Source organism: Bacillus sp. FJAT-42315 (genome assembly GCF_002797375.1).
Taxonomy (GTDB): Bacteria; Bacillota; Bacilli; order Bacillales; family Domibacillaceae; genus Bacillus_CE.
Genome location: NZ_KZ454941.1, coordinates 355,135 through 368,784, shown reverse-complemented (window position 1 = coordinate 368,784; position 13,650 = coordinate 355,135). Strand labels below are relative to the sequence as shown.

At 40.9% G+C, this 13,650-nt stretch carries 16 protein-coding genes; 4 read left to right on the top strand and 12 right to left on the bottom strand.

Going from position 1 to position 13,650, the window contains the following annotated elements; all coding sequences use genetic code 11:
• Nucleotides 1–235 precede the first annotated feature (235 nt).
• Both CEF22_RS01820 and CEF22_RS01815 read left to right on the top strand, forming a co-directional pair.
• A complete protein-coding gene (locus CEF22_RS01820; RefSeq protein WP_100401499.1) occupies nucleotides 236–1,861 on the top strand; it encodes a hypothetical protein in 1,626 nt (541 codons plus the stop codon).
• Nucleotides 1,854–4,646, top strand: a complete 2,793-nt coding sequence (locus tag CEF22_RS01815; RefSeq protein ID WP_100401498.1) for a DEAD/DEAH box helicase — start codon at nucleotides 1,854–1,856, stop codon at nucleotides 4,644–4,646. The genes CEF22_RS01820 and CEF22_RS01815 overlap by 8 nt, the downstream gene beginning before the upstream one ends.
• A 115-nt stretch (nucleotides 4,647–4,761) precedes the next feature.
• Here CEF22_RS01815 and CEF22_RS18385 read toward each other — a convergent pair whose 3' ends face one another.
• Both CEF22_RS18385 and CEF22_RS01810 read right to left on the bottom strand, forming a co-directional pair.
• Entirely contained in the window at nucleotides 4,762–4,920 is a 159-nt protein-coding gene (locus tag CEF22_RS18385; RefSeq protein ID WP_157843130.1) for a hypothetical protein, read from the bottom strand.
• A 14-nt stretch (nucleotides 4,921–4,934) separates the two neighbouring features.
• Complete coding sequence (locus CEF22_RS01810) at nucleotides 4,935–5,303, bottom strand: single-stranded DNA-binding protein (protein ID WP_100401497.1); 369 nt, start codon at nucleotides 5,301–5,303, stop codon at nucleotides 4,935–4,937.
• Nucleotides 5,304–5,556: 253 nt separating this feature from the next.
• On the opposite strand from CEF22_RS01810, the gene CEF22_RS01805 reads away from it, so the two are divergent.
• Nucleotides 5,557–5,988, top strand: a complete 432-nt coding sequence (locus tag CEF22_RS01805; protein ID WP_100401496.1) for a YwpF family protein — start codon at nucleotides 5,557–5,559, stop codon at nucleotides 5,986–5,988.
• A gap of 213 nt (nucleotides 5,989–6,201) precedes the next feature.
• On the opposite strand, the gene CEF22_RS01800 is transcribed toward CEF22_RS01805, so the two are convergent.
• The 9 genes from CEF22_RS01800 to CEF22_RS01760 all read right to left on the bottom strand — a co-directional run bounded on the left by CEF22_RS01800 (nucleotide 6,202) and on the right by CEF22_RS01760 (nucleotide 12,342).
• Entirely contained in the window at nucleotides 6,202–6,597 is a 396-nt protein-coding gene (locus CEF22_RS01800; RefSeq protein ID WP_100401495.1) for a hypothetical protein, read from the bottom strand.
• A 133-nt stretch (nucleotides 6,598–6,730) separates the two neighbouring features.
• Nucleotides 6,731–7,054, bottom strand: a complete 324-nt coding sequence (locus CEF22_RS01795; protein WP_157843129.1) for a hypothetical protein — start codon at nucleotides 7,052–7,054, stop codon at nucleotides 6,731–6,733.
• 97 nt (nucleotides 7,055–7,151) lie between these two features.
• Nucleotides 7,152–7,574: a 3-hydroxyacyl-ACP dehydratase FabZ gene (gene fabZ / locus CEF22_RS01790; protein ID WP_095480873.1), complete on the bottom strand. Its 423-nt coding sequence runs from the start codon at nucleotides 7,572–7,574 to the stop codon at nucleotides 7,152–7,154.
• A 13-nt stretch (nucleotides 7,575–7,587) separates the two neighbouring features.
• Nucleotides 7,588–7,794, bottom strand: coding sequence for a DNA-directed RNA polymerase subunit beta (locus CEF22_RS01785; RefSeq protein ID WP_100401493.1), 207 nt, complete (start codon nucleotides 7,792–7,794; stop codon nucleotides 7,588–7,590).
• A gap of 15 nt (nucleotides 7,795–7,809) precedes the next feature.
• Nucleotides 7,810–8,622, bottom strand: coding sequence for a flagellar hook-basal body protein (locus CEF22_RS01780; RefSeq protein WP_100401492.1), 813 nt, complete (start codon nucleotides 8,620–8,622; stop codon nucleotides 7,810–7,812).
• Between the two features lie 17 nt (nucleotides 8,623–8,639).
• Nucleotides 8,640–9,476 carry a flagellar hook-basal body protein gene (locus CEF22_RS01775; RefSeq protein ID WP_100401491.1) on the bottom strand — a complete coding sequence of 279 codons (837 nt, stop codon included), beginning with the start codon at nucleotides 9,474–9,476 and terminating at the stop codon, nucleotides 8,640–8,642.
• A 142-nt stretch (nucleotides 9,477–9,618) separates the two neighbouring features.
• Nucleotides 9,619–10,620, bottom strand: coding sequence for a rod shape-determining protein (locus CEF22_RS01770; protein ID WP_100401490.1), 1,002 nt, complete (start codon nucleotides 10,618–10,620; stop codon nucleotides 9,619–9,621).
• Between the two features lie 261 nt (nucleotides 10,621–10,881).
• A complete protein-coding gene (gene spoIIID / locus CEF22_RS01765; RefSeq protein ID WP_141212772.1) occupies nucleotides 10,882–11,142 on the bottom strand; it encodes a sporulation transcriptional regulator SpoIIID in 261 nt (86 codons plus the stop codon).
• Nucleotides 11,143–11,517: 375 nt separating this feature from the next.
• Nucleotides 11,518–12,342 carry a M23 family metallopeptidase gene (locus CEF22_RS01760; RefSeq protein WP_095480878.1) on the bottom strand — a complete coding sequence of 275 codons (825 nt, stop codon included), beginning with the start codon at nucleotides 12,340–12,342 and terminating at the stop codon, nucleotides 11,518–11,520.
• A gap of 161 nt (nucleotides 12,343–12,503) precedes the next feature.
• On the opposite strand from CEF22_RS01760, the gene CEF22_RS01755 reads away from it, so the two are divergent.
• A complete protein-coding gene (locus tag CEF22_RS01755; protein WP_100401489.1) occupies nucleotides 12,504–12,938 on the top strand; it encodes a VanZ family protein in 435 nt (144 codons plus the stop codon).
• A 31-nt stretch (nucleotides 12,939–12,969) separates the two neighbouring features.
• Here CEF22_RS01755 and spoIID read toward each other — a convergent pair.
• Nucleotides 12,970–13,650, bottom strand: a 681-nt coding sequence (spoIID, locus tag CEF22_RS01750) for a stage II sporulation protein D (protein WP_100403875.1), incomplete at its 5' end; no start/stop codon positions are given.

Below are 13,650 nucleotides of genomic sequence, written 5' to 3'. Positions count from 1 at the left end.
TAAAAGCAAATCCCTTTCTATGAAGCTATTATTAACATTACATGGAGCAATATGATCAAACCAATAGTTTATGGGTTGTATTACCAAAGAAATTTAATAATTGTAACGGTAGTGAAATGTTTAGAAATAACTGAAATTTCGAAGCTATTCTCGCTTTTATGCGATTCACATTTTTTATTTAAATGATTTGTTCTATAATGAGGGGATACGAGTAAATACGAACGGAGGCCTATCTATGCATGCAAACAGTGAAGCACTGAAGGAACAATTGGATGCTTTCGGTTCAGAATTGAAATTAGAACTTAGTCCAGCACTGCCCAAGGATCGAGCAGTCGTAAACAAAAGCTTGGAGTTACTGGAAAATGAGAATGCCCAGGTGAAAACAGTTAATGAAACGCTAATATCTGGTTCTGTTTGGACATATACAGAAACGTATGAAGTAGGAATTGATCTTGATTTTCCCTCCTTTAGTACTTGTTCTTGCTCTCAGGAATCTTGGTGTTCTCATCAAATTGCCCTTTTCTTTCAAACATATCAAGATCCAAATGTAGCGGAAAAATGGTTGGAGGATTGGCTCTCTTCAAAGGCCGAGTTAACGGATATTCCTGGGGTCATGCGGGCGAGCGATCTATTAAGTCAACGAGTAACAGCGGAAGATGGGCCAAAAGCTTGGATGACAACCGTCCATCGAACAGCTCAAAAACAGCTGGCATTTGATGTGATTCAAGCTAATCCTTATGCGCTCGAGTTTGAAGGAAGACAAGTGCTTGAAACGCTGTTAAAGCAAAAGCCGTCGAAGCGAGAATGGCAGCCACTATACGAGTTATATGTTAATGTTGGTCTGTTGACTTACATGATGAAGCTATTTAATGATTCAACTATCTCTCCAGAAGTATGGCAACGGTCGGGGTCCTCCTTTTTATACTATTTAGTGGAGGAAGCTGCGGATGCTGCCGCAAGCATGAGTGTCCACGCCCTCCCTTTTGAATTTGACGATTATATTCATTATTTACAGCAAGAAACAACCAACATCATTTCACCCAAGTGGCATGTATTTGAGGAGCAACGAATCGACCTTTATCGCTATTTATGGAATGATTTGTTCAAACGAGAGGCGTGGCGGAAAGAGGAACGGTTACGGCTGGAGCAATTGCCTAGACAACCGAAAGATGTAGCTCTTTCGATCGCTTATTTACACCAACTGTTGCTAGCAAATCAGCTTGAATTATTTGTAAAAGTAGCGAATGAGCTTGAGAAAGATGCACTTGAATATTATATGTTTTGGTTACATGATGTTTTTTCTGTCAAGCAGTATGAAAAAGCGCGTGTAGTGTTAACATTGCTCGAGCAAAAACTAGAACCTTATTTACAACAACTCGGAGATAGCTTTCATTGCCGACGGTTTGTCAATTGGCTACTCACTTATTGTGACCGAGAATGGCTAATGACAAAAGAACCTCTACTTTATCGAAGCTTACTGGAGCGAATGCTTCCATATAGTTATTCTGATTTAAGTATGTATTTATTAACTATGGACCAAATTCAAGAATGGGTCGAGCTGCAATCATGGGTCGGTTACGATTTAATTGAGCTAGATCGTGTAGGTTTAAAAGAGGCGCAAAAATCATCTCCACAAGAAGTGCTTCCACTATATCATCATGGAATTGATTTATTAGTGAGCCAACGCAACCGAGATAGCTATAAAAAAGCGGTCCGCTATTTAAAAAGACTGCGCACACTATACAAAAAGTTAAAGCGCACCGACCGCTGGGAACAATATGTAACGGCACTACTAGAAGAAACGAAGCGTTTGCGAGCGTTTCAAGAAGAGTGCAGAAAGGGTAAGCTGATCGATGTTTAAAACAAGAACAATGATGATCCATATGACCTTGACAGAAAATAAACAGTTCTTTCTCTATGCAGAAAATGAATCCAGTCAGAACATCCCCCCTGAACGATGGGTAAAGCAGCTATTTTTGCGACATGATGAAAGCTTCTACGGCTCGCGTTTGCCTCACGCTGTCTATGAAGGTAAGCATGGTGTATTACTTTCACCTTGGCACTGGGTTACTTTATTTCAAAGCGAACAATTTAATCGCTTCATTCATTGGGAGTGGAACGAGCTTGGTCATTTTAGCTTAGCCGCTGCCCCTGTCTTATATGAAACGATCATCGACGGGGAATTTTTCCCTGAATTTAAAGAAGAAGAGATCACTTGGCAAGTGCCCGATGCCGTTTGGGATGAATTCTCCGCTACCTTTTGGGATGAGCATGTGTTAGATGTGAGCAACCGTGAGCTGGTGACGACGCTATTCCAACACTGTGCCGAAGAGGTATTCGAAAGTATGACGAATCGGCAACTCCTTCATCAACTGGCAACGACTGCGTTAACGGCTGATGAATTGAATCGCTATTTTGACAAAGCTCGATTTCGTGAGTGGATCGGCAAGGAAGAAAGCGACACTCCTTTCCATATCGGTCTTCGATTAACAGAACCTGCAGAGGATGGAGAGGATTGGACGCTTGAAACGGTGCTCATTCATAAAAAGAAAGAGCAGAAAATCTACCCTCTCAAAGGGAGAATACCGAAAACGTGGACGCCTTTTTTAACAGAAGTGGATGAAGAGACAGCTCGCTGGCTACGAGTCTTTCCTTGGCTTGAAGAACATGGAGAGCTACGAACACGGCTATCGGAGGAAGTGGCTTTTTTATTTCTGACGGAAGCAAGTGAAAAATTAATGCAGCTTGGTGTTCATATATTGCTACCTTCTTGGTGGGAATCAATTCGTAAAGCCTCGCTGTCGTTATCTGCAAAGGTGTCGGCGCAAAGCGCAAGCCATCGCCCTTCCTTCGTTGGATTGCAAGCTATTGTCGATTTCAACTGGCGCTTATCAATGAATGGCGCAGAATTATCTGAAGATGAATTTGCAAAGCTCACAGAAGAGAATCGTCGGTTGGTGAAAGTGAACGGCGAATGGATTCAGCTTGACCCAGAAATGGTACGGAAGATTCAAGGACTAATGCGGAAGGCGAAGAAGGAAGGCTTGCGCTTACAAGATTTACTTGAGCAAGAGTTAGTACCTGAGGAAGAAACACCAACGGACGATTTCGTTGATCCACGTCTCTTCGCGCAAATTCAAATCGATTTAAATCGTTCGTTCAAAAAGATGATCGCCCAGTTAAAGGACGTATCAACGATTCCGCTTGAATCAGCCCCAGTCAAGCTCAACGCTGAGCTTCGTCCGTATCAACAATTAGGGATGAGCTGGCTACTGTTTCTCCGCTCCTGTGGCTTCGGCGCTTGCTTAGCAGACGATATGGGACTCGGTAAAACAATTCAGCTGATTTCATACTTGCTTCATGTTAAGGATCAAGAACAAGCGGAGGCACCCGCTTTAATCATTTGTCCTACATCCGTACTCGGCAACTGGCAAAAGGAATTAGAACGATTTGCTCCTGACTTGCGTGTGATGTTGCATTACGGAGGCAATCGCGAGCAAGAAGAGGCGTTTCAAGCGGCCGCTCACGATGTTGACGTCGTGTTAACCTCTTATGGGCTGTCTCATCTTGATTTTGACACCCTCTCGTCGATTGAATGGAGCACCGTCGCCTTAGACGAAGCACAAAATATCAAAAATGCCCATACAAAACAGTCGAAAGCGATTCGGAAGTTGAAAGGGAAGCACCATATCGCCTTAACAGGAACACCGATGGAAAATCGCTTATCAGAACTGTGGACAATCTTTGACTTTACGAATCACGGCTACTTGAACAGCTTACAGCAATTTCAGAAAAACTATATTGTGCCAATTGAAAAGGATAGCAACAAAGAAAAAGTAAGTATGTTGCAATCGAAAATCCGCCCATTTTTACTGCGCCGGACGAAAACGGACCCAGAGGTGGAACTAAATTTACCGGATAAGCTAGAACAGAAGGAATATTGTCCATTAACAGTGGAACAAGCGGTGCTGTATGAGCAGCTCGTCAATGAAACGATGGAGCAAATTAGCAAGCTATCGGCCTTTGAACGGCGCGGGTTGATCTTGCAAATGTTAAATAAAATTAAACAGCTATGTAATCATCCGGCATTATACTTAAAAGAGGAAGTGCCGAATCATATCGTTGAACGTTCAGAGAAAATGAATAAGCTGATGGAGCTGATCGAAAACATTATCGAACGGAAAGAAGCATGTTTAATCTTCACTCAATATATTGGAATGGGAGAAATGATTCAGCAAGAAATTGAAAAGCGCTTCGGTTTCTCTGTCCCATTTTTAAATGGAAGTACTTCTAAGGATCAACGTGATCAGCTAGTGAGGAAATTTCAAGAAGGCGAGTTCCCTATCTTTTTACTTTCGTTAAAAGCAGGAGGCACCGGGTTGAATTTAACGGCGGCAAATCATGTCATTCATTATGATCGTTGGTGGAACCCTGCCGTGGAAAATCAAGCGACGGACCGTGCCTATCGAATTGGACAAAATCGCTTTGTTCATGTGCATAAAATGATTACAACAGGAACGCTAGAGGAAAAAATCGATGGTATGCTTGAAAAGAAGCAGGCGTTAAACGACGAAATCATTAGCAGCGATCAATGGATTACCGAATTATCCGATCAAGATTTACAAGCTCTATTAACATTAACATAATAGATAGCCGGTTCTTGAGGAGAAGAACCGGCTATTATATTTGAGGCGGCAATGGAGGTTCTGTTTTGTTGCGCAGAGCTTTTCAGCTTTATATGAGGAGATTCGTAATCGTTTATTAACATAGAATGGATCGATTTTGTGGCTGTTCTTCGAGGTCTAGTTGTTCTAATTTAGCAACTCTTTCTTCTAATTCGCGGATTTTTACTAGAGCTTTACCGAGGCAATATGTCATTTCTTCCAAGCTTCTCTCATAGGTCCGTTCAGATTGCGGCATCTTCTTTTCTCCCTTTATGGTATCGTCAAAATCGGTAACATATCAGACTCTGTTGAATCATTTCGCTTTTTGTCTAAGAAACGGATCGTGTTCACTATCACTTCTGTCACATATGTTCGCTTGCCATCTTTATCGTCATATGTGCGCGTTTGAATCATACCAAGCACGCCAACGAGCGAACCTTTCCGACAATACTTAGCCGTATTCTCAGCGGATTTATTCCAAACAGTGCAGTAAATAAAATCAGTCTGGGATAGCCCCTCTTGATTTCGGTATGGACGATTAACGGCCACCGTCATGTTTAACAAAGTTCTACCATCTGCCGTAAAGCGTACCTCGGGATCCTTTGTCAATCGACCAACAAGTGTTACCTGATTAATAATGGTTGCTCCCTCCCTTCTCCTAAGATGGCTTTATCATACTCTGAAGTCTCATATGAAGTAAACTTGGGATATTAGCTATTTACCACCGTATTTCCAGCACCTAAACGCTCTTTCGACTCATAAACTAACTGTTTCTCTATAGTAAACGTAGGAAATCATTGATTTTTCATTTTTTAGAAATCTTCTCGTTTGTTTGGTTATGGATAGGAACATGATATAATTTGATTAAAAATGGAAAGGAGCTACACCTTTCATGAAAACCTTTAAAATAGCAGGATTTTTTGTAAATGATTGTACGCAGTTACACGAAATTAAGCTCATCGACGGCTTAATCATCAACAAAGAAGATGAAAAACGTACATGGTTAATTGAATTATTTGTGAGTAAAGACTATGAAGAAGTATTCTCCGATTATCAAAAACGAGAAGATGAACTGAACGTACAAGTACTAATTTCCCATCCGAACAACGACCCAGCGATCTTTACAGCCGAAATGAGAGACATGAAAATACTCGAAAATGGCATCAATATCCTCCTTGAAGGAAAACTCCAAAAAATGCGAAATGAATATGCGAAACAAGTATTAGGAAAATTAGTAAAAGAGGGGCTAGAGGGCGATGTTTTAATCGAAGCTTTCAACCACTCGATTCAGCGTCGGCGCAACACCCCTGCTGTGAAAGAATAGAACTAAAAATAAGAGCCACTCCGATTAATGGAGCGGCTCTTTAATGTATATTGGAGGAGATAAGTTCATCTCTTCCAGTTTCAATAGTTTGTTGAAGCTTTTGGATAATATATTCAATATCCTGCTTACTATAAGATCGATTAGGTAGTTCCTCGTCATAAACATGATAGTAAAGAAGAGAGGCAATCGTTAATTCTTTTTCGTCAGCTAGACTTAATTGTTCTTTTTTTTTAACTGATTAGTCAACAAGTCGATGTAGAATTTCGCTTCCGCTTTGAAAGAATAATTGTAATCTGTTCCGAGTTCTTTTTGCAGTTGGTCTAGTGTATCAATTTGTTCAGGCGTTGGCGCTTCTGATAATATCTTTTTGACCACTTCATTAATCTTCACTGCTAACTCTTCATGAAATTCAGGGCTAGATTTGATTTCATCGCTCACTTTGCTGTACCACGAAGAATTGGTGCTAATATATTTTTGCCATTCATGCATAAAGTCTTCAAATTTATAGGCATCCTCATCCCATAATATTTTCGCCATATAATGCTCAAAGGCTGTCGTAATTGAACGTGTGATACTTATTTTAATTCCTTGTGATAAGTCGCTTAACATTTATAATAAGTACCTCCTAGAATGTCCTAGCTGAACTTCAATAAATTGATAATATATTATACTTTATCACACTGTCAAAGAGTTGACAAAGTTTTTTTCGCAAAACAAAAACAGGGTATCGTACCCCTGTTTTTTATTCATCTTTATTATCCGCATCCTGCATATCGTTTTTGTCTTCGATCGGATCTTCTACTGGTGTATTGTTATCTTTTGTCATATCACCATCACCTGGTACATTCTTGTCCTCTGATTCTGGATAATGCTCATTGTGCATTTCCTCGTTAATATCTTCTTTAATATTGTTATTGTCTTGTTGCTCGATATTTTCTTCGACGTTATCTTCGTCATTCACCGGGTTGTCATTATTAGGAGGAGTATTATCATTGCCGCATCCAACGAGCAACACAGCGATTAAAGCCGTTCCTCCTAGCCACTGCAAAAGTTTCTTGTACATCATCAAAGCCCCTTTCTTCATTTTTCAATATCTGTACATATCCTCTCCACCTTCTTGAAAAATATTCAAAAAAAACAAGCAGCCATAAGCTACTTGTTCTTTACTTCAATGCAAATGTAATTTCTGCTTCACAAGCTAGTTCACCATTGACAGTCGCAACGGCTTTTCCTTTGCCGATTACTCCACGGAAACGAAGCATTTCCACTTCTAATCGAAGCTGATCGCCTGGGCGAACTTGACGCTTAAAGCGACATTGATCAATACCGGCAAAAAAGGCAAGCTTGCCGCGATTTTCTTCTTTGATTAACATCGCCACTGCCCCTACCTGAGCCAAAGCCTCCACGATTAGCACTCCAGGCATCACTGGGTAATCAGGAAAGTGACCGTTAAAAAACTCTTCATTTGCTGTTACATTTTTAATACCGACCGCGCGTTTTCCTTCTTCGACTTCAAGAATTTGATCAATCAGTAAAAATGGATAGCGATGCGGAATAATTTCTTTAATTTGTTGAATATCTAACATATAATTTCCCACCTTAAAAAAAGCTATTATATAAAACTTCTACTAAATGGATCCATATTTGGGGATCAAACACTTCAAGCGGATTCCCCCCACCAATCACACTGTAGCCAATTATTGCCCCAATTGTGGCAATGACCCACAAAAAAAACATAGTCACGATGAAACGTCCAAAAGGCGTTAACTGTGTTTTTGTTTGCGTTCTTTTCCTTTGTTCAGCCAATACATCCAATCCCCTCTAGCGTACGCCGTTGATAAGCCCCAGCATTTGATCAGCTAGCGAAATAGAGCGAGATTGGAACTGGTAAGCACGTTGGACGTTTGTCAAGTCGACCATTTCCTTCCCCATATCAACATTTGATTTTTCTAATGTGCTTTGCTGTAAGGAAATAACTCCTCGATCGGCATTTGTTAAGTTTTGCAAAATTTGATCTTCCGGAACAGCTGGGTTATCGGGAAGCGTTAATAAATTCGATCCAGTTTGTTCTAAGAACTGTGGCTTGTTGATCGTCACCACACCTAGATTAAACGTTTGACCGCCCGCACGAATGCGCCCATTCGCTTCTAACGTGACAGATCCATTGTTCGGGTTAAAAGTGATGGTTTCGTTGTTTTCATCTAATACAGGTCGCCCCTCACTCGTCACGAGCATCACTTCATTGTCATTGACAGGCGTAAGTGAAAAGGCCCCATCACGTGTATAATGAACTTTACCTTGTCCATTTTCTTGTACAAGCACTTTAAAAAATTGCTTTTCTTTAGCAAATGCAAAGTCTAGTACACGTCCTGTCGGTTGTAAATTCCCTTGCGCTCCAACCATTTGAGACTGAGCAAGCTTAGCCCCTGTCCCAACTCGAATGCCTCTTGGCGTTAAGCGACCAATATCGTTTTGACGCATATTATTGACATTTTGATTAATTAATTCAGTAAAAGTCGCTTCACGTCTCTTATAGCCAGTCGTATCAAGATTGCTAATATTATGGCTAATAATGTCTAGTTTTTTCTGTAATTGACTTAACGTATTAGCAGATGTAATCATCGTCTGATTCATACGAGTTTCCTCCTGGGTTAATTCACTCGGCCCACTTCATTAGCAGCCTTTTCCATGCTACGGTCGTAGGCAGTTAATACTTTTTGATTCGCTTCAAACGAACGGTATGCGGACATCATATCCGTCATTGCACGAGCAGCATCCGTGTTTGATGCCTCGATAAATCCTTGCTTGAAGCGGAATTGAATATTGTTTTGTGTATACGCATTAGGAAGTGCCCCATTCTCTAAACGAAACAGTCCATCTCCTTGTTTAATCAATAAGTTAGGATTTTCTGCGTATCCAAGTCCGATTTGACCAGCTGCCTGCCCATTTTCTATAATTTGTCCATCTTCTGAAATAACAAACTCATCAGAAGTAAGCTGGATGCGATTGCCTTGAGAGTCAAGAACGTATAAGCCACTTGCTGTTGTTAAATATCCGTCAGCATCTTGCGTGAAATTTCCATTACGGGTATAGCGTACTTGTCCATCCGCCCCTTGGATCGTATAAAAAACCATGCCTGTTTGACCTGTTTCTTCATTGACTGGCATATTCACATCTAGCAGGGCGACATCTGTCTTCAATCCTGTTTCCCTTAAATCTCCCTGAATAAACAACGGCTTTGTTTCTTGCATGTACACGCCTGTGCCAAGAGCTCCAATCGGTTGGGCAGAAGTAAAGTTCAACTTGTTTTTTGTTGGTACAGATGATTGATCGATCCGCTGCAATAACATTTCCGGAAATGCCCGCAGAGATGATTGATCCGCCTTATAACCGGGTGTATTCGCATTAGACATATTATTTGTTAACATTTCCGTGCGACGCTGTTGAGCGATCATTCCAGAAGCAGCTGTATAAAAACCACGAAACATTTTTCCACCTCAATTATCTTTACATGATTCATTTATTATATCATCATTCAAACGAAACGATAAAAATAATCCACGAGAAAATCAGTTAAATTTTTACAGACAAAAGCGAGATGCATAGGACATCTCGCTTTTATCAATTAAGTTATATTAATTTCTTTTTGGAGATTCTGTCCATATTCTCAAGCATTAAGCCCGTACCGATCGCCACACAGTCCATTGGATTATCTGCAACTAATACAGGTACCTTTAGCTCCTCCGCAAGAAGAGTGTCAAGGCCATGAAGAAGAGCCCCTCCACCGGTTAAAATGACACCACGGTCGATAATATCCGCTGATAATTCAGGAGGCGTTTGCTCTAATACGTCTTTCGCTGCTTGTACAATGACGGCAATCGATTCTCTTAATGCCAATTCAATCTCTTTTGAATTAACTGTTAACACGCGCGGAAGTCCAGAAACCATATCACGGCCACGGATTTCCATCTCTTCATTACGACTACCTTCATAAACAGTAGCAATATTCTTTTTAATATCTTCCGATGTTCTTTCCCCGATCAACAACTTATATTCTTTCTTAATATAATTAAGAATTTCCATATCGAAATTGTCGCCCGCCATTTTAATAGAAGCCGATGTCACGATCGATCCCATCGATAATACGGCGACATCTGTCGTTCCTCCACCGATATCTACCACCATGTTTCCACTTGGTTGAAAAATATCCATACCAGCTCCAATTGCTGCTATTTTTGGTTCTTCTTCTAAATAAACGGTTTTACCACCACTTTTTTCCGCCGCTTCACGAATGGCTTTTTGCTCAACACTCGTAATGTTTGTCGGACAGCAAATTAAAATGCGTGGCTTGGACATAAGCCCTTTTACATTTAATTTATTCATAAAGTGCTTAAGCATCGCTTCGGTAATATCAAAATCCGCAATAACCCCATCCTTTAATGGACGAATAGCAATAATGTTTCCTGGTGTTCTTCCAACCATGCGATGCGCTTCTTCCCCAACGGCAAGCACTTTATTTGTTGATTTATCAATCGCTACGACTGACGGCTCATTTAATACAATTCCTTGACCCTTCACATGAATCAAAACATTCGCTGTTCCTAAGTCAATGCCAACATCTTTTGAAATCATTCAGGTAGTCCCCTTTTCATCAAAACTTTTTATTTATTTTGTTACATGGATATGTCAATTTTCACACGATACGAATTTTAGTTTCCCAATGTTCTATTTTAGCACATTTTGACTGAAATTGAGGGGGATTTGTAAATTTTTTATGTCATGAACCTCCCCAACCTATCATTTCACTTAAGGAAGGGGACTTCTCTCGAATTACATTAAAAAATCCGCCAGTAGTGGCAGATTTATCTTTCTACAAATATACGAGCGCTCCTCTCATTGAACCGCTTCTTCTTTGGCATACTTCCTTTTCGTTGCTTCCCCGCCGCGAAGGTGCCGAATCGACTTGTGATATTCAAGAATAGATTTCACGCGCTGAGCCAACTCTGGATGAACTTCTGGCAATCGCTCGGTTAAGTCTTTATGAACTGTACTTTTCGACACACCAAACTCTTTGGCAATCACTCTTACTGTTTTTTTCGTCTCCACGATATACTCTCCGATCTTGATTGTCCTCTCCTTGATGTAATCGTGCACACCGCTCGCCTCCCTCATTGGATGTGAGACATGTGAAATGAGACTCGCTTTCGCTTGAATGTAATCATATTGATCCGTATGTGGCACCTCACACGGAGCTTTGTTCGGCAACTAGTCTGCTCTGATTGCTAATAGGTATTTTTTCGTCTAACGATCCCTCACCTCAAACAATCCCTTTTTCTTTGTACAGGTATTATTAACACTATATGATATGTTTGCCAAAATATTCTTAGTAAAATGATTTAGATTTTGGCGTGAACGGTTGCAGCGCCAAGATGAGCGATTCGGGGACGAACGTGAACAATTCCATCAGTTTACCAACCGATTCCGCTTGGGAACGGTGGATTAAACTTTACACACAAAAAAAGCAGCCCATTATGAGCTGCTTTTGTCTTCTAATGATTGTTTTTGTTCGTCTCCGTTATCTGGCGTTTCTGCATTTTCTGCATCGCTTGTTTCATCTGTGGCTTCTGTATTGTCCGTTTCCGACGTTGTTTCTTCATTTGGCATATCTGCTTCTTCGATGGCTGACAGTGGTTTACCGAAGAAGTGGTCTGGATTTAAAGCCATTTGGTCTTTTCGCACTTCGAAGTGGACGTGGATGCCTGCCTGTTCGTTGAATAGGCTTTTACCTGCTTTAGCGATGACGTCGCCTTGAGAAACCGTGTCACCTTCTGCTACTTTTATATCCTTCACAGATTGATACGTTGTAACAATTCCATCGGCATGCTCAATTTCAATGACATTACCAAGCAAGGAATCTTCCATTACTTTTGTTACTTTTCCGCTGAGAGCTGCAACGACATGGAATGTTTTGTCTTCTTTCATCCCAAACGCGATGCCTGTATTCGGCTGATACGTATTATTGTAGATCACTAAAGAAGCTTCTTGTTCTTTTTCAGATGCACTTTCTTCGTAAAAGCCCGTCTTAACAACTACTTCATCTGCATTCTTTACTGGCTTAATCATTTCTTCTACAGTAGAATTAACTTCTTCCGCCGGCTCATCAAATGCTCCTTCATTGAACATACCTTCTTGTGGCTCAAACCCTTGCTCCTTGTCTACCCCAGCCATTTGGTACCAGATAATCCCTGAAATTAATAGTGCGGCACTCATTAAGTAGACAGCTGGAAATACCCAACGTTTCTTGAAAAATTGCTGAATTTTTTGGGGGATTGGTTTCTTTTCTCCCTTTCTCATGTTCATCACCTCAGCAACCAGTGTGAACAGATTCCTACAAAACTATACATCGCCATTTGGAAATTTTTTATTTTTCCTCAAAACGTAGAAAAAATGCCACAAAACTCAAAAAAGTTGAAAATAAAACATGATAAAATTGTTAAAAAAGGGGGGTGATACGTATGAGAATAATCGCAAGAGGCTTGTCCACGATAGCCCCTTTCGTTTATATAGTCGCTATTTGGATCCTGTCTAGTTTACCTCATGATGCTATCCTTTCGCTTCCACAAAACCAAATAGACCTGTTGTTTAAAGAATCTCTGCATTTAATTGAATTTGCCGTGTTGTATGGATTGATCGTCAACGCCTTGTTAGCGAACGGTCGGTTTTCAAGTGCGACAAATTTAGCAGCTGCTCTCATCGCTTGCTTTTACGGATTCATTGATGAAATTCACCAAGCCTTTATTCCTTATCGCTCCGCTTCTATCATCGATGCGATTAAAGATGTAACTGGAGTATTTATTTGCTACTTGCTCGTCAACTATAAATATTTTCAGCGACCCTCTAGCCGAATTCATCAATGGATGCACAAATTCAGCCATTGGGTTAGCTCTTAACACTCCTTGTTGTTAGCTAGGCAATAAGGAGTTATTTTTTGGCGGTCATCATTTCGTCCACATATCGGTCCGCTTTGTCGATCTTTATTTGCTGATAGTAATGATGAATAATTTGTTGGTGATCCTTTCCTTCTTTCGCCATCCCATTGGCTCCATACTGACTCATGCCCACACCATGGCCGTACCCTTTCGTTGAAACAATCACCTCATCACCTTTCACGACCCAACTAAAGTCAGAGGAAGGTAATTGAAGCTTTTCCCGCACTTCTCGTCCAGAAAACTCCTTATTGCCAATTTTCACTTTCGCAATTCGCTGCCCTGGCGTTCGTTTCGTAATCATCCCTGCTTCCTGCCCTCCGTCAATAGAGACACCTAGCTTCCGTTCAAACTCGCTAAGAGGCAATCGCAGTTGGGCGCGATATTTAGGTGATTGCTCATCCCACGGACTTGCCACACTTTTTAAATAAGGAAGTGGCTGACCCCAATAGTCTTCCGAGTTCTCAGTGTAGCCGTTGCTCGTCGAAAAAAAAGAAGCGGTAATAGGAGTACCATCGTACGTGATAATTTCCCCCTTTGTTTCCTGCACAGCTTCATTGATCTTTTTCCATTTCCATGAGAAATCATTACCCCACGTCTTTTCTAGCTCACTTTTCGTTTGAAACACTTGATGATTCACTGTGTCGGTAACGTGCGCTTGACCGTTGCTCACGGT